The sequence below is a fragment of the Fodinibius saliphilus genome (assembly GCF_005869845.1).
Taxonomy (GTDB): Bacteria; Bacteroidota; Rhodothermia; order Balneolales; family Balneolaceae; genus Fodinibius; species Fodinibius saliphilus.
This window is the reverse complement of record NZ_VAWF01000002.1, coordinates 305,298-330,248: the sequence shown is the minus strand read 5'-3', so window position 1 is coordinate 330,248 and position 24,951 is coordinate 305,298. Positions and strand designations below refer to the sequence as shown.

The 24,951-nt window shown below is 40.1% G+C and carries 22 protein-coding genes; 9 read left to right on the top strand and 13 right to left on the bottom strand.

All coding sequences use genetic code 11. From position 1 onward, the window contains the following. Positions 1-17: 17 nt before the first annotated feature. Entirely contained in the window at positions 18-1,043 is a 1,026-nt protein-coding gene (locus FCN14_RS09515) for a metal-dependent hydrolase (protein WP_138431047.1), read from the top strand. 80 nt (positions 1,044-1,123) lie between these two features. On the opposite strand, the gene FCN14_RS09510 is transcribed toward FCN14_RS09515, so the two are convergent. Next, entirely contained in the window at positions 1,124-1,921 is a 798-nt protein-coding gene (locus FCN14_RS09510) for a slipin family protein (RefSeq protein ID WP_138431046.1), read from the bottom strand. Positions 1,922-1,960: 39 nt separating this feature from the next. Then, positions 1,961-3,271, bottom strand: a complete 1,311-nt coding sequence (locus tag FCN14_RS09505; RefSeq protein WP_138431045.1) for an NfeD family protein — start codon at positions 3,269-3,271, stop codon at positions 1,961-1,963. 152 nt (positions 3,272-3,423) lie between these two features. Between FCN14_RS09505 and FCN14_RS09500 the strand changes: the two genes are divergently transcribed. Next, the gene (locus FCN14_RS09500; RefSeq protein WP_138431044.1) at positions 3,424-4,035 is read left to right on the top strand and encodes a TetR/AcrR family transcriptional regulator; all 612 of its coding nucleotides are present in this window, start codon (positions 3,424-3,426) and stop codon (positions 4,033-4,035) included. A 134-nt stretch (positions 4,036-4,169) separates the two neighbouring features. Further along, on the top strand, positions 4,170-6,155 hold the full coding sequence (locus FCN14_RS09495; RefSeq protein ID WP_138431043.1) for an adenylate/guanylate cyclase domain-containing protein: 1,986 nt from the start codon (positions 4,170-4,172) through the stop codon (positions 6,153-6,155). Position 6,156: 1 nt separating this feature from the next. Here FCN14_RS09495 and FCN14_RS09490 read toward each other — a convergent pair whose 3' ends face one another. From FCN14_RS09490 to FCN14_RS09480, 3 genes are all read right to left on the bottom strand, one after another. Next, positions 6,157-7,593: a pyridoxal phosphate-dependent decarboxylase family protein gene (locus tag FCN14_RS09490; RefSeq protein WP_138431042.1), complete on the bottom strand. Its 1,437-nt coding sequence runs from the start codon at positions 7,591-7,593 to the stop codon at positions 6,157-6,159. Between the two features lie 542 nt (positions 7,594-8,135). Further along, positions 8,136-9,125 (bottom strand): c-type cytochrome, encoded by a 990-nt coding sequence (locus FCN14_RS09485; RefSeq protein ID WP_138431041.1) that lies wholly within the window; start codon positions 9,123-9,125, stop codon positions 8,136-8,138. Between the two features lie 81 nt (positions 9,126-9,206). After that, a complete protein-coding gene (locus FCN14_RS09480; protein WP_138431040.1) occupies positions 9,207-9,410 on the bottom strand; it encodes a hypothetical protein in 204 nt (67 codons plus the stop codon). A 656-nt stretch (positions 9,411-10,066) separates the two neighbouring features. On the opposite strand from FCN14_RS09480, the gene FCN14_RS09475 reads away from it, so the two are divergent. From FCN14_RS09475 to arsB, 4 genes are all read left to right on the top strand, one after another. Further along, on the top strand, positions 10,067-10,402 hold the full coding sequence (locus tag FCN14_RS09475) for an ArsR/SmtB family transcription factor (RefSeq protein ID WP_138431039.1): 336 nt from the start codon (positions 10,067-10,069) through the stop codon (positions 10,400-10,402). 2 nt (positions 10,403-10,404) lie between these two features. Continuing rightward, positions 10,405-11,229, top strand: a complete 825-nt coding sequence (arsM, locus tag FCN14_RS09470) for an arsenite methyltransferase (RefSeq protein WP_138431038.1) — start codon at positions 10,405-10,407, stop codon at positions 11,227-11,229. Between the two features lie 18 nt (positions 11,230-11,247). Next, entirely contained in the window at positions 11,248-12,009 is a 762-nt protein-coding gene (locus FCN14_RS09465; protein ID WP_138431037.1) for a metallophosphoesterase family protein, read from the top strand. 74 nt (positions 12,010-12,083) lie between these two features. Further along, positions 12,084-13,121, top strand: a complete 1,038-nt coding sequence (arsB, locus tag FCN14_RS09460; RefSeq protein ID WP_138431036.1) for an ACR3 family arsenite efflux transporter — start codon at positions 12,084-12,086, stop codon at positions 13,119-13,121. 96 nt (positions 13,122-13,217) lie between these two features. Here the strand turns inward: arsB and FCN14_RS09455 are convergent, their stop codons facing one another. The 5 genes from FCN14_RS09455 to FCN14_RS09435 all read right to left on the bottom strand — a co-directional run bounded on the left by FCN14_RS09455 (position 13,218) and on the right by FCN14_RS09435 (position 19,160). After that, positions 13,218-15,632 (bottom strand): TonB-dependent receptor, encoded by a 2,415-nt coding sequence (locus FCN14_RS09455; protein ID WP_138431035.1) that lies wholly within the window; start codon positions 15,630-15,632, stop codon positions 13,218-13,220. A 103-nt stretch (positions 15,633-15,735) separates the two neighbouring features. Beyond that, the gene (gene porY, locus FCN14_RS09450) at positions 15,736-17,007 is read right to left on the bottom strand and encodes a sensor histidine kinase (protein ID WP_138431034.1); all 1,272 of its coding nucleotides are present in this window, start codon (positions 17,005-17,007) and stop codon (positions 15,736-15,738) included. Between the two features lie 5 nt (positions 17,008-17,012). After that, positions 17,013-17,690 carry a response regulator transcription factor gene (locus FCN14_RS09445; RefSeq protein ID WP_138431033.1) on the bottom strand — a complete coding sequence of 226 codons (678 nt, stop codon included), beginning with the start codon at positions 17,688-17,690 and terminating at the stop codon, positions 17,013-17,015. Positions 17,691-17,740: 50 nt separating this feature from the next. After that, positions 17,741-18,532, bottom strand: coding sequence for an ABC transporter permease (locus FCN14_RS09440; protein WP_138431032.1), 792 nt, complete (start codon positions 18,530-18,532; stop codon positions 17,741-17,743). 4 nt (positions 18,533-18,536) lie between these two features. Beyond that, positions 18,537-19,160 (bottom strand): ABC transporter ATP-binding protein, encoded by a 624-nt coding sequence (locus FCN14_RS09435; RefSeq protein ID WP_138431031.1) that lies wholly within the window; start codon positions 19,158-19,160, stop codon positions 18,537-18,539. Between the two features lie 255 nt (positions 19,161-19,415). On the opposite strand from FCN14_RS09435, the gene FCN14_RS09430 reads away from it, so the two are divergent. Further along, the gene (locus tag FCN14_RS09430) at positions 19,416-21,437 is read left to right on the top strand and encodes a S9 family peptidase (protein WP_171032876.1); all 2,022 of its coding nucleotides are present in this window, start codon (positions 19,416-19,418) and stop codon (positions 21,435-21,437) included. A 75-nt stretch (positions 21,438-21,512) separates the two neighbouring features. Here FCN14_RS09430 and FCN14_RS09425 read toward each other — a convergent pair whose 3' ends face one another. Then, positions 21,513-22,007, bottom strand: coding sequence for a hypothetical protein (locus tag FCN14_RS09425; protein ID WP_138431029.1), 495 nt, complete (start codon positions 22,005-22,007; stop codon positions 21,513-21,515). A 97-nt stretch (positions 22,008-22,104) separates the two neighbouring features. On the opposite strand from FCN14_RS09425, the gene FCN14_RS09420 reads away from it, so the two are divergent. Next, positions 22,105-22,647: an RNA 2'-phosphotransferase gene (locus FCN14_RS09420; RefSeq protein ID WP_138431028.1), complete on the top strand. Its 543-nt coding sequence runs from the start codon at positions 22,105-22,107 to the stop codon at positions 22,645-22,647. A 136-nt stretch (positions 22,648-22,783) separates the two neighbouring features. Here FCN14_RS09420 and FCN14_RS09415 read toward each other — a convergent pair whose 3' ends face one another. Both FCN14_RS09415 and FCN14_RS09410 read right to left on the bottom strand, forming a co-directional pair. Continuing rightward, positions 22,784-23,977 carry a DUF3095 domain-containing protein gene (locus tag FCN14_RS09415; protein ID WP_138431027.1) on the bottom strand — a complete coding sequence of 398 codons (1,194 nt, stop codon included), beginning with the start codon at positions 23,975-23,977 and terminating at the stop codon, positions 22,784-22,786. Between the two features lie 98 nt (positions 23,978-24,075). Beyond that, positions 24,076-24,849, bottom strand: a complete 774-nt coding sequence (locus FCN14_RS09410; RefSeq protein ID WP_138431026.1) for a hypothetical protein — start codon at positions 24,847-24,849, stop codon at positions 24,076-24,078. Between the last annotated feature and the right edge of the window lie 102 nt (positions 24,850-24,951).

Below are 24,951 nucleotides of genomic sequence, written 5' to 3'. Positions count from 1 at the left end.
GGCTTTAAATAATTTAGATGGATACTGTTACCCAAATTACGCTTGGCGCGGCAGTTGGTGAAGCTGTATTAGGGAAAAAAGTTGGTAATAAAGCAGCAGCTTGGGGCGCACTTTTTGGACTCTTGCCCGACCTGGATGTGCTTGCGTCACCTTTTGTTTCCGAGGTGCAAGCGCTGGCCATTCATCGGGGGCTTACCCATTCGTTATTTTTTTGTGTTGTTGCTGCTCCAATATTTGGATGGTTATTGGGTCGTTACTATAAACAGTCGGAGGTAAGCAGGAGAGAGTGGTCGGTGTTGGCATTTATGGTTATTATAACGCATATCTTTATCGATGTTTGCACGAGCTACGGCACGCAGGTGCTTCAACCATTTAGCAACTATTCGCTGAGTTTTAATTCTATTTTTATCATTGATCCTTTTTATACGCTGCCCCTTATGGCAGGAATTGGTATTACCCTGTTTTTGAGAAGGAATAGTAATAAGAGAAGATGGGTCAATACCACGGGCTTAGCAATAAGTTCGTTATATCTGGTAGTGAGTTTTGGGATAAAAGCACACGTAGATCAAGTTTATACCCAAAATTTTGCCAAACAGAATATCTCTCCCGAAAGGTATATGACTACTCCTGCTCCCTTTAGCATTTTCTTATGGACAGGCTATGCTGAGGAGGGGGATACGTTGTATACGGCTCTGTATTCAATATTTGATGATGATCAGAATCTTAACTTTAAGTCCATTCCTCAAAATGAACAGCTTTTGAGACCCTACAAAGGACAGCTTCCTGTCGAACGACTGAAATGGTTCTCACAAGGCTATTACGCTGTTGAGAAAAACTCCCCTACTCTTTTGGTGCATGATCTTCGTTTTGGCCGTTCCGATTTGTGGCTTACTGATGAGCCTGCACCTTTTGTGTGGAATTACAGGCTTATTTTTAACGAAGATTCGACCAAGGTAATTGGTTTTGAACAGTTTGAGCCCTCTTTTGATATGCGTACTAAGGTGTGGAATCATTTGCTTAACAGGACATTGGGTAGAGACTAAGTAATAAAGGGGTTTTGATGTTGTTTATGAACTAACTAAAAGGACACGGCTTACCCCAATGCCCTTTTAGTGATTAACCGTTATTCATCAGGCGAGGGGTTGGTAGTATTCGCCATACTTTTGAAGGCTTCCATTATTTCAAGAGGTAACGGAAGCAGGGCAAACGTTGCATTTTCTTCACTGACTTCACTCATTGTTTGCAAGTAACGCAGCTGCAGAGCCATTGGGGTCTCTTGCATCATAGTAGCAGCCTCCACGAGTCTTTCGGCAGCCTGGTATTCGCCTTCGGCATTAATAACTTTCGCTCGACGGTCTCGCTCTGTTTCGGCCTGGCGGGCCATGGCACGTTTCATATTTTCTGGTAGAACCACATCCTTAACTTCAACAGCCGTTACTTTTATACCCCATGGGTCGGTTTGCCGATCAATAATGCCTTGGATCTTTTTATTAATTTTGTCACGATTTGCCAATAGTTCATCTAATTCTACCTGTCCTACAATGCTTCTGAGTGTAGTCTGGGCTAGCCAAGAGGTAGCTTCGATGTAACGTTCTACCTGGATAATTGCTTCTTCGGCATCCACTACGCGAAAGAAGGTTATGGCATCAACATGAACAGTAACATTATCTTTTGTTATGACCTCTTGTCGGTCTACATTAATCGTTAGGACGCGAAGGTCTACTCTCTCAATTTTATCAATAAAAGGGATCAAGAAAATAAGTCCTGGTCCTTTAGTTTTAAGGTATTTACCGAGCCGAAAGATTACAGCGCGTTCGTATTCACGAAGAATTTTGAACATTTGCGGTAATAGAATTGCTGCTAGAACAGCAATGGTAATAATCCAAGTCACAGTATCGAAAAAGGAGCTGGTATCATCCATAATAGTCTCATTTAATTGAAGTCGTTAGTTTGAGAAAGCTTATTCTGATTCAGAAATCGGTTCAACTGTTATTGTTAACCCCTCAATATTTTTTATTTCACATATTTCTCCCTTAGTAATGGAGTGTTTGCTTTTAGCATTCCAGTATTCACCTTGTATAAAAATCCTTCCAGTACTATCATCAATATCATCCACTACCTCAGCACGTTTGCCTATCATTGATTCTTTACCGGTATGGTTATTGGAGAATTGCACCCGGATTCCTTCTGTAACGATCCATAAAAAGAACAGCGTTGTTAAGATGGTGGCCGGAATGAGCCAAGCCCACGATAACTCCATTGATTTGGGCAGGTCTTGAAATAACATGAGCGCCCCCAGGAAAAAAGAAACGGCACCTCCTGCAATTAGTATTCCAAATGTGGGGGTAAATGCTTCTGCAATGAATAATATAATAGCCAAACCGATTAGGGCGAATCCTGCAATATTTATTGGCATTGCTGCCGATGCATAGAGTACTAAGATGAGGGCAATAATTCCGGCAACACCGGGTACAATGGCCCCGGGATTTGTAACCTCCCCTATGATACCATAAATAGCAATCATAGTTAGAATAAGCATTACCTCGGGACGTATGATGAAGCCCAAAAACTTCTCAGCAAGATTGGGAGGAACGTTATTGATTGTAGCTTTTTGGGTTTGTAGGGTATCTCCGTTTATTATTTCTTCATCAATAAGGGTGAGCAGTTCATCTTTGTTGTCGGTTATATAATCTATCACATTGATTTCAAGAGCCTTTTCAGCAGTAATAGATTTACCATCTCGTACAGCCGAACGAGCCCATTCAGCATTACGGTTGCGCCTGTTGGCAATGCTCTCAATAAAGCTTTCAGAGTAGTTAAATATTTTTTTCTGCATTACCGTATCACTTTGTCCTCCCCCCATTTGAACTGGAGAGGCAGCACCGATAGTTGTAGTAGGAGCCATAACCGCAATATGGGATGCCATTGTAATAAAAGTGCCGGCACTGGCGGCTCTCGCTCCTTCTGGGGCTACATACACTACTATGGGCATGTCGTCCGAGTCTAAAAAACTTTGGACAATATTTTTTGTGGATTCCAAAAGTCCGCCCGGCGTGTCCAGCTGAATAATGAGACACTCCGCTCCTTGTTCTTTAGCAATGCGGATACCTCTATTGATATAGTTTGTGGTAGTAGGAGATATCGTACCGTTAATAGATATCATTGTTACCACAGGGTCAGAGTTTACTGAGCTAACCGTAGGAGTATCTTGAGCAGTTAAACTACTTAAAACTAATATGGGTAACGACGCTATGATGATTAGATACTTCATACAACAATGTTATGAAAAAGCCCGATTGAAACAACAGTAAGAAGCAGTATTTCTAAACTAATTTATTGCACTCTTAATTTATGAGGGTTGCTGCTGTTAAACAGTTCTACTATATTGGGTTGAGTAATTTTAACTAACCAATTAGTTTTAATATGCCTGAACAATCAGTAGACACCCGTACTGAAATTATTGAAGCCGCACGCAATGAGTTTTTTGCTCATGGTTACGAGGGGGCAAGATTACAAAAAATTGCTGATCAGATTGGTGTTACGAAGGCCATGATACATTACTATTTTCATACCAAGAAAGAGCTATTTGAGCACGTATATACGCAGTCTATCCGTGATATTTTTGGCGGATTGGGAGAGGTGCTTGATCAAAGCTTACCGTTGTTTAAAAAGATTGAGGACCTCGTTGAGGCTTGTTTAAATCAAGCAAAAGCTAACCCGGAAGTGCTTACTTTTGTGATAACAGAGAGCAGTCGTAAGCCTTCATGGCTGAAACCTATTTTTGATGAACAGGTGAAATTAGAGTTAGAAAACTTTGAGCAAGAACTCGAAGAGGCAGCTTCAGATTATCAGATTGCCTCGGTAGATGCTCATAACCTGCTGTTAAATATTTTTTCACTCTGCTACTACCCTGTTCTTTCAGATACGATTAACCAGTCGCTATTTGAGGGAAGTATGTATTCTGGCAATGGTAGTGTTAATACCGGTCGAAAAGGCATCATATTGGATACTATTCTTAATTGGCTTACTGCTTAAAAGAAGAATAGGCGTATTAATTTTTCTTAATATGGACTGATCAACATTTCTATCCAGCATTAGTTATCTTTTTATTCTTCATAAATGAAAAGATAAATACAGTAGTACACTAGTCTTAAGTTTAAATAGTTGCTATGAGGTCAAATAAGGTTCGCCAACTTGCAGCAGTTATATTTACTGATATAGTTGGTTATACTGCCTTAATGCAAGAAGATGAGAATAAAGCCAGCGAGCAACTGAATAGACATCGAGAGGTACTTGAGCAGCGTGCAAATGAGTTTGATGGCAAGGTATTACATTACTTCGGAGATGGTGCCTTAACGATTTTTAGCAGCGTGTGCAATGCAGTACAATGTAGTATTGCTATTCAGAATGACCTGAAATCTCCTCGTCTTCCTCTTCGTATCGGAATTCATGTGGGAGACATTGCATATAACGATAATGAGGTTTTTGGAGATGCTGTAAATATTGCATCCCGTTTAGAATCACTGTCATCGTCGGGAGGCATCATAATATCTGAGAAGGTAAAAGAAGAGATTAAAAATCATCCCGAAATTAAAACAAAAGCGTTAGGTTCTTATCAGCTAAAAAATGTACGGCAGCCATTATCATTATATGCTGTAAGTAATAATGGTATTGAGGTGCCAACACTTCGAGATATTGAGAAAAAAACGGGTAGCTTATCTAATAAAATTGCGGTACTTCCTTTTGTAAATATGAGTAGCGAAGTGGAGTTTGATCATTTTAGTGATGGGCTTACCGAGGAAATTATCAATGGGTTAGCACAGATTGAAAGTTACGATGTTATATCTCGAACCTCAGCTTTTGCCTATAAGGGTCGCAACGAAGATATCCGCCAAATTGGGGATCAGCTATCGGTATCTCATGTACTCGAAGGAAGCGTACGTAAATTTAACGGTAGGATTCGGGTTACGGCACAGCTTATAGAGACGGATCAGGGGTTTCACCTCTGGTCGGAAACTTTTGATGGTCACTTGGATAATATTTTTGAAATCCAAGATATGATTTCGAATGAGATTTTAGAGAAGTTTAAACCGAAGTCAAAGGAGAAGGAAAATATAGGCGTTGAGGCTTCCTCTTCTGTTGTTGATCAGGACGCTTTTAAAACCTACCTGGAAGGCACCTTTTATGAGAAGAAGTTTACCCTTCCTGGAATTCAAAAAGCTATTGAATTATTTAAAGCTGCTATTGAACAGGATCCAAATCTAGAGAAGGCATATATTGATCTGGCATTATGTAATTGTTATTTGGGGATTATGGGAGAGACCCCTGCTCAGCGAGCGTTTGAAAAGGCAGAGCAATATATCTCGAAAGTACGGGCATTTAGTGATAATATACCGTACCATGCTGTAACCGGTTTTATTGAACTCTTTTTAAACTATAACTTTGCGGAAGCTAATCGTAGTTTTGCCAAAAGTTTTGAAAACATTGAGAATAATAATCGTGCTTATTATCTATATGCGATTTTTCTCAATGTGATTGGCAAATCTGAATTGGCGATAAAGTGGATGGAGTTGGCGCTACAATGTAAGCCGGCAAGCTTAATGTATAATGTAGGGTTGGGCAGGACCTTTTATTTTGCTCAAAAGTATGAACAGGCCATTCAACAATTCGACTATACCTTAGAGCTCGACGCTTCTTTTCTTCCGGCAATTGACGGTAAGGGTTGGGCATATATGGCAATGGGGAATGAGGAAAAAGCACATTACACATTTGATATTTATCAGAACCTGGTATCTCAAGAACAGGAAAATATACCTCAACTTGTGTATGTGGCTGCAAAGAAAGGAATGGATGAAATAGCTACCCACTTTTTAGATGTACTACAACTTGGAAGCACGGGAGGACGTTACAACATAACCTCAGTAGATGTAGCACAAATATACGTAGGGTTACAAAAGTTTGATGAGGCTTTTTTTCATCTTCAGCGAGCAATAGATGATAAGATTGGAAAAGCACTTTTTATAAATGTTGATCCTGTTTGGGAACCGCTAAGGTCTGATCAAAGGTACAAACAGTTGATAAATAGAATTGGGCTTAATACTTCTATTCGTGCTTTAGAGTGGCCGGATTATGGTATAATGAAAACTTCTGACTAAGCTATTGTATCAGTTCTATTTTCTCTTTTAATACATTTATCATCAGCTCGATCTCATCCAGATGTGTGCGGAAGTTAAGAACCGCTAGTCGCAGGTAAACTGTCCCATCTATATGTGTGGAAGACAAAAACACTCTGCCATCGTCATGGATTTCATTCGTAAGTTTCTTATTAAAGGTGTTGGCATCTCCGTTATCAGGTAGATATCGAAAGAACAGTACGGATAATTCAGGTTCGGGCCCGACTTCTATACTATCAATTTTTTGTATTTCCCTGTAGAAATAACGGCTAAGCATTAATTTTTCATTTAGGGCTGCACGGAAAGGTTGAACCCCAAATAGTTGTAGGGGAAGCCACATACGCAAGCCTCTAAAGTGCTTAGAAAGTTCGGGAGAAAGGTCAGCTGGTGAGGTCTCTTCGGTTGCTTTCAGGGTATCTTGAAGATAGTTGGCCGTCATATGTTGGGAGTCATGTAACTGTTGTCCGTCTTTAACAAGCAATGCTCCCGAACCATAAGGTAAAAACAGACCTTTATGGGGATCTATGGTAACAGAGTCAGATTTTGTAATTCCGTCCATTACTTTTTGTCCATGATCAGTTAGTAGAAAGAAGCCCCCATAGGCGGCATCGACATGAAACCAAAGGTCATGTTTGTCTGCAATATCGCCTATTTTGTCAAGCGGATCTACTGCTCCAAGGTCGGTTGTGCCAGCTGAGGCAAATATCGTCAGGGGGATCAATCCCTCATTTTTATCTGATTCTATCTGTTTATTAAGCTCTTTGGCATTCATCCGGTAGCGGTTGTCCATGGGAATAGTACGTACCTTTGCTTCACGAAGCCCCGCAAAATTGATAGCTTTGATAACACAGTGATGTACTTGGCGGGTGGTATAGATAACGGCTCGACTAAAGTTTGATGCCTTAATATCAGCTTCATCCCTTGCTACAACAAGCCCAATGAGGTTAGCAAGTGAGCCACCTGAAGTTAAATTTCCTGATGCTCCATCGGGATAGCCAATGAGGTCGCACATCCACCGGATACACATATTTTCAATACGTACAGCCCCGGGAGATGAAAAGAATACTCCGGCATACCTGTTTGTTACTGCTGCCAGGTAATCGGCAACGGCTGAGGGATATACACCTCCGCCCGGAATATAGCCGGCATGTTTTCCGGAAGCAGGGTTAAGTCCCGAGCGATCTACCTCAGATTTTAATAGCGTCAAGATTGTATCTAACTCTTTTGGGCTATCTTCGAAAGGAAGGTCATAAACCCCTTTTCCCATATTTTCATCAACTTCGTAGGCCGGGAGATCGCCAATGTTATCCAGAAAGTTTTGTCCATATTTTTGAGCTTTTTCGAAAAGGTTTTTTCGTTGCTCTGTGGAGGGTTCCAGCTTTCGTGCCAGGCATTCTAACTGATTTATCTGTTTCTTCATTGATAGGGTTATAGGCTAATTAGATAGCGGACTCTTTTTCTGTATCCCAAAATAAAAAAAGCCGCGAGGATGTAAACACACCGCGGCTTCAATGATAAAATTATAACATTAATTTACTTTGTCGCCTTTTAACTCATAGCCTGTATTATGCCAGCTGGCTAATCCTTATTCAAAATCTCAAATATTTTGGTAGCTTATCTCAAGCAGTTTCTTTGTCAAATTTAGTGAGGAATTGCTGCCGGCATTTGTGTAATAAGCTACAATGTCTTGACCTTTGTCAGGTAAGGTATTTTTCTGTTGAGTTAATAGAATCCGGAAAGTGTTTTGCTTGAAAAGCTTTACTACGATTAGGGATTTGTTAAACAGGTTGATGTATAGGCCTCGTTCGGCGAGGGAGTTCCGGTGTAGTAATGCATTGGATAATAAGTGCTAAAGCTATCACCTAATCTTGGCTTGGCTACATATTTTTTTCACAAATAAGTTCATCTTTTATCAATGAGAATATTATTGGAACTCCGATATTTCTGTTGTTATAAGGAGTGTTAATCACCAGTTGTGTGATTCTTATTAGGAGTAAAAACGGTGACTTTATTATCGACACCCTTAACACTTTTTAAATACCTATAGATAGCTTCCAAATCTTCCTGGGCCATACCTGCATACATTTTCCAGGGCATAATAGTATTAAATTGCTCGTTGCTGACTGTAGGAAGAGAGTCTGCAGGTATATCATATTGCTTGAATCTCTCTATAAACTCCTGTTGTGACCAGCCGCCGATTCCGGTTTTTTTATGTTGAGTGATATTTGCAGATCGTACAGTACCTTGGGGCAGATTAAATTCGAAACCACCGGCCAGATACATTCCCTCAATATCTTGGCCTTGTTGCTGAGGCGTGTGGCAGTCGGCACAGGCTGCAATTAAGGTGAGATATTTTCCATATTCTAGAGGGTTTTCAGGCGATGGCCTTTCTATTGGCTCGGCCTCCTTTGGTATAGTACGCAGTATTAAGTTCATTGGAAAGTTAGCCTCGGAAGGAGGTGGGCTATAGTCGATAGGTTCAAGAGTGCGAAGATAAGCGATGATTGCTTTCACATCTTTGGGGGCCATCCTTGAATATGCAGGATAGGGCATTAGCGGAAACATGGGGCGTCCTTCCTTGGTTACACCGGTTGTAATGGTTCGGTATATTTCTCCATCAGTCCAATTGCCTAGGTTATGAGGAGTAATATTGCGAGCATAGAATGTACCTGGGACTCCCATATTTTCCTCAGAGAATTTATCTCCCCCCTTTCCGTATGTTCCGGGTATGATTGGGCCGGAGAATTTACTCCAGTCGCGATTAGAGTGGCAGTCGATGCAGACAGAGACATGTTTAGCTAGGTATTCACCGCGTTTAATTTGTGTAGGTGTGCCTTCAACTGTGATCTCGGGTGGTGGGTCTACCGCCGGTAAGGCGATATAAAGGTAACTTACTCCACTGGTTAAAATTATGATAATGAAAAATAGTATCGTATAAATTACTTTCTTCATCCCTAATCCCTCTAAAACTATTATTAATCTCTCTATTTATTTGACTAATATAGCAGGAATAAGGAATAAATAAAGAACTACCTATTCTTCTTCATCAGTGTACTGGCTGTCATAGGCATTTTTTATACGTTGATTCATATGTCTTTTGTAGTTCTTGTACTCGTATTTATTAATAGTGAATTCCGATCGATAGTTACCGTCATTACAGGTGACCTGTAATTTTTCGGGATGATCGGTTTCAGTTATTTCAACGCTAATAGTGCCTAATTTGTAGGAGTCAATCACGGAACATATCGTTTATCCAGAAGTTACTTTAGCTGAAGATAAGTACAATCGTACTCTTTATGAAAATAGAATGGAAAAGAGTAAGAGGTGATAATAGTTAAAAGGGATGGTTATTGTATATCAGGCAATAGCTATTTATGGAATCAACAAAAATTGCATATTTGTTAATTCCTGATCAAAGTGTTTTTTCATTTCTTGATAGTGGTCAAGGTCTATTGGCAATTTGGTACTGTTTTTTTGTTTTTAGGTGATGGTCACCGGGAATGAGGACGTAACGCACTTGGTATTAAGCTATTTGCCGTTTTCAGTGGCAGTACATAATTATACCGAAGTGATTCATCTGTCCCTGGCGGTCCTTCATATGCTTTTGTTCCTTAGATAAGCAATACTGGTAAAGCTATGAGTATCAAATTCTATAGTATAGTACTGGTTTTTATTTATACTTAACATATTCATAATGAAGATATAACCCTGATTCTATATTTGATAGATAATTTTGAAGGCAAGTATACCTTCAATAATATGATGCAAGATAGAACAAGAAGAAAGAGATCACCTTACTAATAGGCTTTCTAAAGCATTGTACATGAAATATAATTTGTCTGGAAAAGACAAATGGGTTATTTTAATCGTAAAATTACGATATACGATATATTATGGCTATAACCAAAGCAAAACTTTTTGATCACAAACAAAAACGGCTTGCTGAATTGGCAAAAGCCCTGGGGCATCCGGCGCGTATTGCTATTTTACAGCTTCTTGCCGAACGTGCCACCTGCATTTGTGGGGATATTACCGATGAGTTGCCCTTAGCCCAGTCGACGATCTCTCAGCATCTAAAAGCGCTTAAAAAGTCCGGTATTATCAAAGGTGAAGTTGATGGTGTACGTACCTGTTATTGCCTGAATGAAGAAGTCGTGAAAGAATTCAATGATACTATTACTGCATTTGCTCAAGAATTGAGCATGTCAACAACTCAAAACTGCTGCTGATTATGGCATCTGATAAAAAGAAGTCCGATCAACTTAAAGAAACGGTAAAACAGAAATATGCTGCTATTAGTGAACAGTCGAAGTCTGAAAACCAAGCTTCTTGCTGCGGAACATCTTGTGGATGTGATACCGTTGACTATTCTGTTTTTGCAGATGATTATTCAAAGATGGAAGGTTATAGTGAAGAGGCCGACCTAGGGCTGGGTTGTGGACTCCCCACGGAATATGCTCATATCAATGAAGGTGATACAGTTGTTGACTTGGGATCTGGGGCCGGAAACGATTGTTTCGTAGCCCGGCAGCAGGCAGGTGAGACCGGCAAGGTTATCGGGTTGGATATGACAAAGCCAATGATAATAAAGGCTCGTAAAAATGCCCTTAAGTTGGGTTTTGAGAATGTATCATTTGTAATGGGAGATATCGAAAATATGCCCTTGGAGGATGAACTGGCTGATGTAGTAGTTAGCAATTGTGTAATGAACCTGGTACCTGATAAATTAAAGGCATTTGGCGAAACCTATCGTATTATGAAAAAGGGCGGACATTTTAGTATTTCAGATGTAGTTCTTGCTGGCCAGCTTCCTAAAAGTCTCAAAGAAGATGCTGAGATGTATGCCGGTTGTGTTGCGGGAGCTATCAACAAAAAAGAATATTTGGAAATTGTGCGAAATGCCGGATTTACTAACCTCAAAATACAGAAAGAAAAGAGAATTCAACTTCCAGATGAAATTTTGGAAAAATACCTAAGTAAAAAAGAGAAAACGAACTTTGAAGAGTCCGGGACAGGTATTTTTTCGATCACTCTTTATGCAGAAAAGAAAAATTAAGCTACTGCTCTTATTGTTATGAAAATTGCATTATTGAGTGATATCCATGCTAATTTGCCGGCTTTAGAGGCTGTTCTATCCGATATAGAAAAAAGAGCCCCGGATGCGGTTTATTGTTTGGGTGATTTAGTTGGATATGCGCCCTGGCCGAATGAAGTTATTGCTGAGATAAGAGGCTGTCGAATACCTACTATTGCCGGTAATTACGATTATGGCGTGGGCTTAAACAGTAATGATTGTGGGTGTGCATATAAAACAGAGAAAGATAAAGAACGAGGTCAACAGTCTATAAAATTAACCAATGAGTTAATTTCAGAAGATAACCGTTCGTTTTTAAAAACCCTTCCTGCTCATATACGTTTGGAAATAGGTTACCCTCCCAAGCAATGTTCAATGCTGATGGTACATGGAAGTCCCCGGAAAATAAATGAATACTTATTTGAAGATCGTACTGATAAAAGTTTTAAGCGAATTATGGAAGGTTCAAATGCTGGTTTATTAGCCTTTGGACATACCCACAAGCCATTTCATAAAGTAATAGAAGATGGTGATTCCTTTAAGCATGCTATAAACATAGGGTCCGTGGGAAAGCCGAAGGATGGTGATTCCAGGGCGTGTTACACAATGTTGGAATGGGATGGAACAGTTGACTGTGCTAAGCCGGATTGGTTTTCGGTATCTTTTATAAGGGTGGGGTATGAGATAGAAAAGACGATGAAAGCTATTAAAGATTCTGCGTTGCCTAATGCATTTGCTGATATGTTGCAGCATGCTTATTAAAGCCACCTTTCTTACATAACACCAACTTAGATTTACAATAAAAGAATACTGTGGGATCAAATAACAACAGTGCGATGAGTTTTTTTGAACGATTTTTAACGGTATGGGTGCTATTGTGCATAGCAATAGGCATCGGCCTTGGTGCTATTTTGGGTGATCAGATAGAGTTGCTAAGTGATTTAACATTTTACCAGGTTAATATTCCGGTAGCTATCTTAATTTGGTTGATGATATACCCCATGATGCTAAAAATAGATTTTTCGTCGCTTTCAAATATTGGAAAGTCACCCAAAGGGGTAGTCTGGACGGTAATCATTAACTGGTTAGTTAAACCCTTCTCAATGGCATTTTTTGCATGGTTATTCTTTGACCAGATATATTCAGCTTGGCTCAGTCCTGAGTTGGCGGATCAATATATTGCAGGTGCTATTATACTGGGTGCAGCCCCTTGCACGGCCATGGTTTTTGTATGGTCATACCTAACGGATGGTGATCCCAACTATACTTTAGTTCAGGTTTCTGTTAATGATCTGATAATTTTAATTGCATTTATTCCGATCGTAAGTTTGTTGCTGGGGATTACTGATATTCAGATTCCTTATAATACCTTAATTGTTTCGGTGGTTGCTTTCGTGGTAATTCCGCTAGTTGGCGGCTATTTGACCCATAAAGTGTTAGTGAACAGAAAAGGAGAAGAGTGGTATACAGAGACTTTCTTACCCAAGTTTGAGCCGCTATCAATTTCTGCTTTGCTTATTACGTTGGTTTTACTTTTCGCTTACCAGGGAGAACGAATTTTAGCACAACCAATGGATATTGTATTTATAGCGATTCCACTGGCTATTCAAACATACATCATTTTTGGTTTGGCATGGTATGGGGGGCGTTGGATAAATTTATCGTACCGAGTTTGCGCCCCGGCCTCTATGATTGGAGCCAGTAATTTCTTCGAACTTGCTGTTGCAGTAGCTATAGCCTTGTTTGGTTTACAGTCAGGGGCCGCATTGACGACAGTTGTGGGTGTGCTCATAGAAGTGCCAATTATGCTTTCATTGGTAAAGTTCGCCAATAAAAACCGGTACCAAGATAGCGTTAATACGGCAGAAGATTAATAATTCGGGAACCCTGAATTAAAAAGCCCGGGACAAGCAGGCTATTCTCCCGGTCTTTTAACAATGATAGTAAAATAGTTCAGTTATACTTAGCTGCTATCTCCTGCCTTTGTCTTTCTTTTGTTGTTCCCCAAAAAAGTATTGGAAGTTTAGGGAGAAAGAGCGTGAAGACCAGCTAAATTCGCGATGTGAATAGAAGTCGGTATCAGGATTACCATTCGTAGTTACAGTATTATTGTAGTTTTGGGAATCAAATACATCTCGGACATTGAGCGATATTTTTGCTCTATCTTCCATCAGGTCATAACTAATACCGGTATCCATCATCGTCATCCCTTCTCGAGAACCTTGAGGAGTGTCGCTGGGTCCCCGATACCGAATAGAGGCTTGGTAATTCAACCCGTCAGTGATTTCCCAGCGTAAACGCATGCGTCCTCTAACATTTTCTGATTCGCTGTTAAATATCTGGTTTTCATACGTTCCCTCAGTGTTAGATCGAAACAGGTTGGCATTGGCAGTGAGATTTAGGCTGCTGCCAATTTCTTGGTCCGCAGAAAACTCAACGCCCCATGATTTTTCAGTGGCAAAGTTAATTGGAAAACGAAATAGAACCCCATTTCGCTGTTCGGTAATGCGTTCGATGACATCTGTACGGTGCCTGTAATAAAAGCTGGTAAGTAGAGATCCACTTTCCCAATAGTGTAAATAGCCGGCTTCATATGAATTGCTAAACTCAGGTTTTAGGTTTGGATTGCCTGTATACTGGCTCCGTGGATCATCAAAATCAATAAATGGAATTAGGGAGCGCGACCAAGGGCGACTGAGTCGGCGGCTGTAACTTAGCTGAATAGACTGTTGCTCATTAAATGAATAGTTTAAAAATATACTGGGGAAAATATCTATATAATTTTGAGTATTTACATTTCCTGTTCCCTTGATTTCGGTGCGGATGTTGGTGTTTTCGGCGCGAATTCCAACTTGGCCAGAAAGTGAACCAAATTCGCCCCCTAAAATTAAAAAAGCAGCATTAACGTTTTCAGTGTAGAGAAAATTCTGGGTATATGCCGGTTCTTCTTGCCAACTATTATTTACCAGGGTTGCTGCACTATAACTATTATCCATCCACTCGGTATCTGTTCTGACGCCGGCTTCGAGTTTACCATCCTTGCCAAGTGGGCGTTTGTATTCAGCATTAAAACGCAGATCCATTTCTTCTTCCGTATCTTCTGCCCGTTGTTTAAGAGGAATTGCATTTCCTTGCTGAACTGTTTCCTCAATATCTGACTCAGCCTCTTCACGGCTGATATCCAAACCTGCGTCTGCAACCAGTGTATGATCATTGCCGTCAATTTTATTTTCGTAATTTAGTTTGAAGTCAATGTTGCGGCCCTGTTGTTCCTCCACGTTATCTCGGATAATCTGTTGCTGGATTGTACCATCTTGTGCACCAAAACGGTAGTTGTAGTCGGTGTACCGTATGTCTTCGTTATTGGTTTCTTTTTCTAGGTTTAGATAGGTGCTGGCGGTTAACACTTCACTGTCTGAAAGATGTATATCTGCTCCAAACCGAAGGTCACCGTCAATTTCCGATTCAGTAGCTTCGGTTTTTTCCCGATACATATAGGTCGTGTCGGGGTTACCGGCATCAGGTCCTGCATATCGTTGGAAGGAGCTGCCGGATTCCGGTTCAGATCGATAATCGGCCCCGATATCAATAAACCAGTTAATATTTTTCACCCGGTAGTTTAGGTTTGTAGATCCCTCATATTGTTCTGGAAGCCCCACACCGGCATTCAGACTTCCATTAATTCCCGGTCCCTGTTCTTTTTTCAGAATGATGTTAATGATACCTGCTGAGCCTTCAGCGGCATATTTTGAGGAGGGATTCGTAATAATTTCTACTTCTTTAATCATCGTCGACGGGATACTGCGAAGAGCATCAACATCACCGCTGACCATACTTGAGGGTTTACCGTTGATGAGTACGCGAACAGATTCATTACCTCTGAGGCTGATATTTCCATCAATATCGGTAGCTATAGAAGGAACGTTGTTTAAAACTTCAACGGCCGACCCCCCTAGGCTGGTAATATCTTTACCAACATTAAAAACGCGCTTGTCGAAGTTTAACTGCATCTGTGATTTATCGGCGCGCACAAAAATATTACCCAGGCTTTCGGCTGTGGGCATCATTGTAATATCGTCCAACTCCGTAGTTTGGCTGGTGTTAACTACAACTTTTTTAGTAATTGGTTTGTAGGATATATATGAAATTTTAATAGTATAGCTACCCGGCTTTATAGTAATGCTGAACTCCCCATCTGCATCACTTGAAGCTCCCGTAAGTATAGTCGACTGTGTTGAATCATAGACCGCAATAGATGTGCTGGCTAAAGGCTGTCCTTGTTGATCAATGACTTTACCTGCAATTGTTCCTTCAGAAGATTGTGCAAAAAGAGAAGGGATAAATGAACAAAATATAAATATCAGTACCAGATAGAGGTTCTTCATGTTACTTCTTTAGACGTGTTGAAATTACTTCAGTGTTTCAACGTAAAAAGTAAATCTGTGTGAACACTGAAATAAAACTGAAGTAACTTTGAAGATATTAGATTTAGGAAAAATTAATCTTGATGATGTGTTTTTGGTGTTCGTAGGTGTAAGTGATATCAAAATTGTTTTGATCTGCAATTCGTTTAATGATAGAAAGACCAAGCCCAATGGAACTGGAATTGCTATCCGCTTTTTTAAAACGTTCGAAAAGTTCTTGAGTAGGTTTTGTGGGCTCCGGCCCTGTATTGGAGATGACTAGTTTCTTTTTGGTTAGCGTAATCTGAATTTTCCCACCTTCAATGTTGTGTTTAATAGCATTTTGAAAAAGGTTAGTCCAAAGAATATCAGCTAAAACAGTGTGGATTTGCACTACAACATCGTCTTGAAGGTCAGCTTCTACAGTAAGACCGTTGAGAGCTATAAACTCATCAAACATTTGAGTGCTATTTTCAATCAGCTGTGTCATATTAACAGCATCTCGATCAGTAAATTCAAAGTTTTCAATCTTGGTAAGTAAGGCCAGCGATTCGCTAAGTTTGGAAAGTTTTTTAATAGATCGTTGACTTCCTTCAACAAGCTGGTACTGTTGGGGCGAGAGATCTGTTTCTGTAAGTAATTCTAGTTTTCCCTTCACCACCGAAAGAGGAGTTTGCAGTTCATGGGAGGCATTCTCAGCAAACTCCTTCAAATTCTTGTAATCTGCTACGGCTTTATGTGTCATCTCCTCAACAAACCTATTAAGGTCATTAAACTCCTTTACGTTTGTGTTTTCAGCTTTGATAGGCTCTTTTTGGTGTAAAGAAAAGCTTTTTATTTGTCCCAGTGTTTTGCGAAAGGGTTTAAAAAGTCTGTTTGATGCTATAAATCCTACCCCTATTGCCCCAATAATCTGCATTCCCAGAATCCACAGAAGAATTTTGGTCACTGCTTCGGTAATATCATCAGTTTCTACAAGGGCTCCATAGGTGGTAATACGATAAGACTCTCCTTTAACGTTTCTAAAAGCAACTAATTTAAGGTTGGGTTCTTTCTGTTGAAGTCGTCTGTTCCATACCATGGTATCACGTACTTGAACAGCAGGCTCTACATTGGAGGAAAGTTGTGTTATGGATAAATGATTATGATTTCTACTATCTGTATTACTATTTCCCGTAACGAAGTCATGACCGTGTTCCAACAAGTAGGTGACCCGATTTACGCGATCCAGAAAACGCCATTTAAGTTCTTTGTCAATTTCGCCTTTAATGATGAAATAGGATACATATCCCCCAATCCCTAATACTACGAGGGTTACAACTAAATAAATGAGAACAAATTTTGATGTGAGTCTCATAGTAGCTAGGAAACGTTAAATTTATACCCAATTCCATAAACACTTTCTATGTAATCAGTTGCTCCGGCAGCTTTAAGCTTTTTGCGCAAGTTTTTTATGTGTTGATAAACAAAATCAAGGTTATCCAGATGATCTACATAGTCGCCCCACAAATGTTCGGCTATGGTTTGTTTAGAGAGCACATGATTTTTGTTTGCGGTAAAGTATACAAGTAGCTCATATTCTTTGGGGGTTAAATCAGCGGTATTATCGTTAACGGTAACCTCCATCGTTTTGGTGTTGATGGTAAGCTCGTTCATGGTAATAACATGCCGCCCGTTATGCTGTTGACGCCTGTTAATGGCTTTAATGCGAGCATGTAGCTCGGGCAACTGAAAAGGTTTCGTTACATAGTCATCGGCACCCAGCTCTAGGCCCTCCACCTTATCATCTAAGGCATTTTTTGCTGATATAATAATTGTGCCTGTTTCTGGGTTGACAGCCTTTAGTTTACGAAGTACCTGTAGACCCGATCCTCCGGGAATCATAATATCTATAAGCACTACATCATAGGTGTATGACATTACTTTATGAAAGGCCTGCTCATAGTTTTTTGCAGATTCACAGATATACCCTTCTTTTTTTAAATAGGTATGTATATTCTGTAGTAAATCTTGATTATCTTCAACAATCAGTAGCTTCATAGATCAAAATATAGCAAATGATTTTGAAGCAAAGTTGAAGCAAAGTATGGCTACCTTTTTAAAATCGACTCATCTAGCATATCGGTATCCTTGAATGCCATTTGGTTGGTAAATAGTATTCCTAAAAAAACAGATAAAATAGTGCCCGAAAAGATGGCAACCATTATCATTATTTGATATTTAATGGCAATGAGGGGTGAACTTCCACTAAGGATTTGCCCTGTCATCATGCCGGGTAAAGAAACGAGCCCAATCGTTGCCATCGAAGCCAGAGTTGGGTTTGCCGATTTTTGTAAAGCTTTACTGATAAAGGGTTTCAAGGCCTCATTCCGTCGGGCACCGGTTGATAAATAAAACTGGTATCGTTCTTTATGTTCTGCCAGGCTGTAATAAAAGGCGTTAATCCCAATAACATTACTGCGCAGGCAGTTCCCCAGAACCATTCCCGTAATAGGGATAGTGTATTGGGCTGCTAAGAGTTTGGGTAGTTGTATTACGATCTCAAGAAAAAATAAATCAATAACAATAATTCCCAATAGCGTAGCCCCGAATATCGGTATCAAAGTAGAAGTTTTGCGTTTGAGATCACTGCGATCGATGGTGGCAAAGTCGGCCACCAACACCATAATGAATATCCATGCAGAGTTAATCCAGGGGTTATCGTACTCAAATAAATATTCCAGGTAGTACCCTACAAATAAGAGCTGAAGGACCATACGTAAACAGGCAATCAGCAACTTCTTGTTTAAGCCGGTTTTATATTTCCAGAGTATATAGGCCGGTATCAGCATAATCAGAAATCCAATACCAATTTGCAGCCAGCTGAGATCTATAATCTCCATAAGGTTAAATTTCTATGATGTTATCCGCTTTTTCGACCCAAAAAGGATCGTGAGAGGTTGATATTATAGTTTTGTCCCTGTTGGATAGTAATAAGTTAGCTGCTTTTTGTTTTGAGCTGTTATCAAGAGCTGAGGTCGGTTCATCCAATAGAAGGATGGGTTTATCAAGTAAATGGCAGATAGCTAGCCCTACCCTTTGGCGTTGTCCTGTAGAAAGTGTTCTAAAAGCTTGGTCAAGAATATCAGCTGGCAGACCCAACCGGTGTAAGGTTTGAAATCTGTGTTGTTCGGAGTTCGTTTTATTATGATTGCAGCTGAATTCGAATGGTTTCATCATCACGTTAAGTACGCTGTTGCTGCCCAGGTCCAAGTCTTGGGGCAACCAAGCGGTTTGTTTTCTTATTTCTTGGGGATTTAGGGTACCACCATTAAGCGTAATGTTCCCTTTATCAGGGGTATAGAACCCCAATAACAGTTGAAGGATGGTGCTTTTTCCTGAGCCCGATTCCCCTTTCAGCACTGTGTGACTTCCTGCGTTTATTGTAAAGGAAAGGTTATTCAGAACTATTTCTCCTCCAAAAGAGAAGGTTAGATTTCGGAAAAAAATGTCGTTTTGCCAAGTGTCCATCAGTAGTTTGTAATGCTAAATGTGATGAGGATAGCTTACAAAAATAATTATACGAAAGATACTGTACCACTATTCCAGGTCTATTTCTAAATAATATAGATTGGCATAAATACTTTTTATACTTTCCACAAATGAGACAAGATTGTCCGAATACATCTTAGCTGGTTAAATAGATCAGGCTATTCTGTCAAAGGACAAGAAAGAGGCTATCAAAGAATTTTTAAACTTTATAACCGTGAATAAATGGGTACAGGTATGACTTTAAAACAGATAAATAACTCTTTGTTGTTATTAATTTTTGTTGCATTAATATGGCCAACTGATTTGCAGGCACAGTCTTCTTTTGAGGGACTTACTCCTGAAGATGTCGCCAAAGTTGAGCAGGTTTCAGATATCGCAATTGCTCCATCGGGAGTTAAGGCAGCTTATACGGTAGCCGTACAAGCTGATCCACACAAAAAGAATAACCCTGCAAGTTACCATCTGTATTTAGCGGATTTAACTACCGGTAATTCACTACCCTATGTGACGACAATGAGTGTAAGTAATATTGCATTTCGCCCCAATCATGAAACGATTACGTTTTTGGGCAATCGTTCTTCTTCTGAGACAACGTCACTTTATGAAATTCCATTGAACGGTGGAGAGGCCCAAAAGATTTTTTCTTTTAAAACTTCTATTGCCGATTATTCATGGGCTTCGGACGGTAACCATCTGGCTTTTATGGCCGCAGACACGAATGAGTTTGCCGAATCATCACTACCCTACCAACCAGAAGTGTATGAAGAAAACCTAAAACAGCGGCGAGGCTTTGTTACAAACCTGTCTAAAGACGATCACAACCCTCACCGATTACAGATTGAGGGTTCTATTTACCAGATGCAATGGAGTCCCGATGGTAAGAAATTAGCTATAGCAGTGGCTCCTACACCTTTGGTAGATGATTATTATATGCATCAGCAGGTAAAGATTACCGGTCATCATGGGAAAAAGGTATTAACTGAGGTAGACCATGAAGGTAAGCTCGGTGATATAAGCTGGAGCCCCGACGGTTCTAAGCTGGCAATGATAGCAGCAGCAGATATTCATGACCCCACAGCAGGACGACTGTTTGTAGCCTCTGCCGAAAGTGGTGAAACTACCCAGCTGCAACCGCAATTGAAACAGAAGTTTGAGCAGTTTTCTTGGTCCGGAAATGACACTATTTATTATTTGACAAGCAAGGGAGTTTGGTCGGTGTATGGTAGTATCAGCACTGATGGTACTAATATGAATACCATTGTTGACAGTGACGGCCCCAGTATTAGTTCTTTTGATCGAACTTCGGATGGTAACACCATTTTTACTGCCAGTACTGCTACCCATCCCTCGGAGTTATTTCAGCTTAATGATGGAGATCTTAAACGTATAACTAATAGTAATCCCTGGCTTGAAAATAAAAAGTTTGGCAAACAGAAAGTGGTAAGCTGGAAGGCTGAAGACGGAACTGAACTCCAGGGAATTCTTGTGTACCCCTTAGATTTTGAAAAGGGAAAACAATACCCCATGATCACTTCGGTACATGGCGGACCTGAAGCTCATTACGATAATGGATGGGTTACGGGTTATTCTGATCCCGGGCAAGTAGCTGCAGCCCAAGATTATTTTGTCTTTTATCCCAACTATAGAGGAAGTACCGGGCGCGGTGAAACCTTTGCCAAAAGCAGCCAGGCTGATATGGCTGGTGCTGAATTCGATGATATCGTTGCCGGAGTTGATGAGCTTATTAAGGTTGGATTGGTAGATTCTGCTAAAGTAGGTGTTACCGGTGGTTCGTATGGCGGTTATGCTACCGGCTGGATGGCCACCCGTTATACCGAGCGGTTTGCTGCCGGTGTCATGTTCGTAGGTATTAGTAATAATATTTCAAAATGGGGAACCAGCGATATTCCTGAAGAACTATTTTTAGTACATGCCCGAGAGCGTATTTGGAATGATTACCAGTCGTTTTTGGAGCGTAGTCCTATCTATTATGCAGGACAAGCAAAAACGCCTCTTCTTATAATGGCCGGCAAGCAAGATACACGGGTAGATCCAGGACAGTCATACGAGTTGTACCGACATATCAAAACACGTACCGAAACCCCTGTACGACTGGTTCTGTACCCGGGAGAAGGACATGGAAATGCGCATGCTACTGCCCGTTATGATTATAATATCCGGATGATGCGATGGTTTAATGAGTATCTGAAAGGAGAAGAGCAGCAGCGCCCTTCGGTAAAAGTGAATGCTGAGTAGTAAACTGTTAATTCATATTTAGTTTACTTGACGATACTACCCGCTGGCATTGAACACTAATGTTAGCGGGTTTTTTTATTCAGTCTCTTTATTCAAAGGGTTATAGCCATTAGTATATTTTTTAATCTCTTCAGTGGTGCCGGAAAATTCTATTTTATCGAATTCTTTAACCCCGTGTATGTTCTTGATGACATTTTGGATGATATTCTCCTGATCTTCAAAACCATCTGAAATGAAAAGCTTGGTATCTCCCGCTTTCAGATGAAAGTCGGACCAGGTTGACCCAAAGTGGATGGTTTCAACATCAGAGTAATTGATAGTACTAGGCTCTATGAGTCCTTCTCGTTCGATTGTCGTATCCGTTACTTTTATCTTAAAGCCGGTAAGGAGTAAAATCACCAGTACCCAACACAAAAAGAGTGCAATAAGCATAATCCCAATCATTGCTTCGTCAATCTGAAAGTTTAAATACGAAGCGTACAGCATTGGCGACCCAATGAAAGCAAATAGAAATAGAAGGCCTAGTTTAGAACGGAATGTAAGAGAGTGTTCACTGATATTATTTTCCATACCCATGTTGCTTTTATTGCATAATAATCTATTATCTATATACTCATTCATTCACTTAAAGTAAATTAGATTTGCTTTCTCATCGGTTGAAATTCTTATGGAAATAGAGTTAAAATCACTTAGTAAGTTTTTGAGCTACGTGTTACGGCACCATCCCGATTCTATTGGAGTTGATATAGATAAAAATGGATGGGTCGCTATTAGTGAGTTAATTCAAAAGGCAGAAAATGAGGGAAGAATTTTTGGCAAAGAACAGTTGTATCAGGTTCTTGAGTATGGTGAAAAGCAACGGTTTATTCTTAGTAATGATGGTAAATATATTAGAGCAGGTTACGGTCACTCTATTGAAGTAGAGTTACAGCTGCACCCCCAACAACCACCCCGGTTACTCTATCATGGTACAGCCCAAAAGAATTTGGATTCAATTTACGATGAGGGTCTACATTCTGGAAGTCGTAACTTTGTACATCTTTCAGCTAATGAAAGTGATGCAAAAGAGGTTGGTGCGCGCCATGGTACACCAGTAATACTAGAAATTTTATCTCAAATAATGGCAGAAGAGGGTATCAACTTTTATCAGTCAGAAAGCGAGCCTGATATCTGGCTTACTAAAAAGGTGGAGCCTAAGTTTTTCAACTAATCATTTGATGCATATCTACAAACCTTCATTGCAGAAGTTTTAAAAGGATGTCGAAGTATGTATAATAAGATACGGGCCGTAACGAAATAGATGGATTTTTGTTTGGCTACCCGTTAGTAAAAGCCGGCAAGTAGATTTATTTTAAGTTCTCATTTAATGTGGCAAGGCGTTGTTTTAATTCTTTTGCTGCAGTTACATACCCCCCTCCTTTGCCATCAACAAAATGTATATGTTCGTTCTGATACTGGAATACCATGCAGGTAACCATTGCCGCATCAGTAATATGCATTCCGTAAGCCAGCTTCTCTTCCTTAAATTGTTCTTGTAGAAATGCTTGCAGTTGTTTTCGCTGTTTGGGAGTTCCACTAATAACAACCCGTAGCATATCATCAAACTTGCGGTAGTCTGAATTTAAGACCATATCCGTTTTGTACTGGCCCCAGTCTGTGGCAGATGTTTCGTAATTAAGTGTCATTAGAACCTTTCCAATAAGAATCTGTAGCTCTGCTTTTAGTAAGTAAAGAAGACGGTAGACCCAATGTTGTCCAAAGGTACGCAGTTTAACTTCCCCCATAAGATCCGAGACAGACATACTCATATTTAGTTGGGAAGCATCAATAGGGTTTGCTTTATCATCAAACCCAAATATTTCTCGCATTTTATAAAGTAAGCGCTGGTATACTTTCTCAGGTGATGAAATACCGGGCCGATTTTTAACAAGAAGAGTTATCACTTCTTTATTTTCGCGCTTGACTTCTTGCCATCGGCACTCAAGCCCTGTGAAATCCACTTCTTTACCATTTGAAGAAGCTTCCACACGATACTTATCCAATCCCGGTTTTTTAAGTAACTCCTCTGCTTTACTGAGCCCGCCTCCGGAAAAAACCCCCTGTATATAGTATTCAGAAGCACGGTACCGGGCAACATTTATTGTATATCCCAGCTCTTCCAAATACGAAATGGGGATCACTGCAGCACGAAGATCTAAGCCATATTCCTTTTTGCCAATTTGGCGACTGGCAGCAAGTACCGATTGGGCATCCTCATAAAATTCTGGTGGTATGCAAAAAGAGGATCCGTCTCCCCCAAAAACATAGGGAATACTGTTGCGATCAGTTATATTGAGAATCCCCACAATAGGAGAAGCCCCAAGTATATTTACTGTTTCAAAACGACCATTCTCTATAGCTGAAGTAGAATTAACGATATCTGTAATTGCTATATACCAGTCAGAAGGCAAACTGTGGTAATTGTCATTATTAGAAGCATTAAAAAAATCCTCAATGACCGGCAGATTAGAATAAAAGTTTGAGCTTTGTGTTTTTGCCATTAATTGACCATTAAAGCAATAATAATTAAAGAGTACTTCCGCTAAAGGTGGTTTCTGCCTAAAAAACTGATGTCATTTATAATTCATTCAGTTGGGTATTAGGATAGATGTTGCCAGTTTCTGTCATTATCAAAAAGCTGTTTATGGATGACTTCCATAATTTTACAAGAATTGGTTATTCCCCCACAATAGCCGGGCTCCTGTGCTAATGTCATGCCATCAATTTTAGGTAGAATATGTTGAAAAACAGGTAACGCCGGATCTATAATCTCTTTTATTTCTTCTTCAGAATAACGCTTGAAGTTATCGGAATAATAGCGCTTACCCTTTCCATGGATAAAGTAATCAAGGTCGATATCGAAGAAGATACTCTTGTCATCCCGAGCGATCAAAAAATCTTGAAATCGTTCAGGAGAGCGAAACTCATGTACCTCATGTTTGTTTTCTTCATGATCATAGACAGTTTCGTGCATTTCTTCAGCTGAGTTTTTAAGTAAAACAACATCTCCAATGAGATTAAGCCAGATGGCACAAAAAATATGTCCGTCATTGGTTTGGTCAAACTGTGCCCATACATAGTTGGCAACATCTGATAGGTTTGACTGGTCTAGTTCTAACAACTTCTTTTGCTGTTGCTCCGGTGTTGGGGCCAGATCGCGATGCCAGTCGATGGTTACAAGCGTTGGCGCTGCTTGAACAAGTGTTCCATTATCAGTCAGACTATTGGCCCACTTTAACCAATAAAAGAAGGCAAACCGGTGTTCCATGATGACAGCTTTTTCTATGGTTTGACCATTGCCGGCAGGGTGAGTAAGCTCCTCACAAAAGGTACCGGGTGGGTGGCAGTTCTCTGGATCTACATTCTCATACATATCCATGAAGATGGTTTGGACTATTGATAGTTGAAAATTGAAGGTTCTATAATCTAATACCCCTTAAGTTAGGAGGTTAAAAGCTAAGGTCAAGTGTTAAGA

What these genes read in the sequence shown, in the direction of transcription:
- FCN14_RS09505 (WP_138431045.1), bottom strand. Translation starts at nt 3,271, where the DNA reads ATGAAGTATCTAATCATCATAGCGTCGTTACCCATATTAGTTTTAAGT.
- FCN14_RS09485 (WP_138431041.1), bottom strand. Translation starts at nt 9,125, where the DNA reads ATGAAGAAAGTAATTTATACGATACTATTTTTCATTATCATAATTTTA.
- FCN14_RS09415 (WP_138431027.1), bottom strand. Translation starts at nt 23,977, where the DNA reads ATGGCAAAAACACAAAGCTCAAACTTTTATTCTAATCTGCCGGTCATT.
- FCN14_RS09425 (WP_138431029.1), bottom strand. Translation starts at nt 22,007, where the DNA reads ATGGAAAATAATATCAGTGAACACTCTCTTACATTCCGTTCTAAACTA.
- arsM (WP_138431038.1), top strand. Translation starts at nt 10,405, where the DNA reads ATGGCATCTGATAAAAAGAAGTCCGATCAACTTAAAGAAACGGTAAAA.
- porY (WP_138431034.1), bottom strand. Translation starts at nt 17,007, where the DNA reads ATGAGACTCACATCAAAATTTGTTCTCATTTATTTAGTTGTAACCCTC.
- FCN14_RS09515 (WP_138431047.1), top strand. Translation starts at nt 18, where the DNA reads ATGGATACTGTTACCCAAATTACGCTTGGCGCGGCAGTTGGTGAAGCT.
- FCN14_RS09465 (WP_138431037.1), top strand. Translation starts at nt 11,248, where the DNA reads ATGAAAATTGCATTATTGAGTGATATCCATGCTAATTTGCCGGCTTTA.
- FCN14_RS09500 (WP_138431044.1), top strand. Translation starts at nt 3,424, where the DNA reads ATGCCTGAACAATCAGTAGACACCCGTACTGAAATTATTGAAGCCGCA.
- FCN14_RS09430 (WP_171032876.1), top strand. Translation starts at nt 19,416, where the DNA reads ATGACTTTAAAACAGATAAATAACTCTTTGTTGTTATTAATTTTTGTT.
- FCN14_RS09440 (WP_138431032.1), bottom strand. Translation starts at nt 18,532, where the DNA reads ATGGAGATTATAGATCTCAGCTGGCTGCAAATTGGTATTGGATTTCTG.
- FCN14_RS09435 (WP_138431031.1), bottom strand. Translation starts at nt 19,160, where the DNA reads ATGGACACTTGGCAAAACGACATTTTTTTCCGAAATCTAACCTTCTCT.
- FCN14_RS09445 (WP_138431033.1), bottom strand. Translation starts at nt 17,690, where the DNA reads ATGAAGCTACTGATTGTTGAAGATAATCAAGATTTACTACAGAATATA.
- FCN14_RS09420 (WP_138431028.1), top strand. Translation starts at nt 22,105, where the DNA reads ATGGAAATAGAGTTAAAATCACTTAGTAAGTTTTTGAGCTACGTGTTA.
- FCN14_RS09510 (WP_138431046.1), bottom strand. Translation starts at nt 1,921, where the DNA reads ATGGATGATACCAGCTCCTTTTTCGATACTGTGACTTGGATTATTACC.
- FCN14_RS09410 (WP_138431026.1), bottom strand. Translation starts at nt 24,849, where the DNA reads ATGTATGAGAATGTAGATCCAGAGAACTGCCACCCACCCGGTACCTTT.
- FCN14_RS09475 (WP_138431039.1), top strand. Translation starts at nt 10,067, where the DNA reads ATGGCTATAACCAAAGCAAAACTTTTTGATCACAAACAAAAACGGCTT.
- FCN14_RS09455 (WP_138431035.1), bottom strand. Translation starts at nt 15,632, where the DNA reads ATGAAGAACCTCTATCTGGTACTGATATTTATATTTTGTTCATTTATC.
- FCN14_RS09490 (WP_138431042.1), bottom strand. Translation starts at nt 7,593, where the DNA reads ATGAAGAAACAGATAAATCAGTTAGAATGCCTGGCACGAAAGCTGGAA.
- arsB (WP_138431036.1), top strand. Translation starts at nt 12,084, where the DNA reads ATGAGTTTTTTTGAACGATTTTTAACGGTATGGGTGCTATTGTGCATA.
- FCN14_RS09495 (WP_138431043.1), top strand. Translation starts at nt 4,170, where the DNA reads ATGAGGTCAAATAAGGTTCGCCAACTTGCAGCAGTTATATTTACTGAT.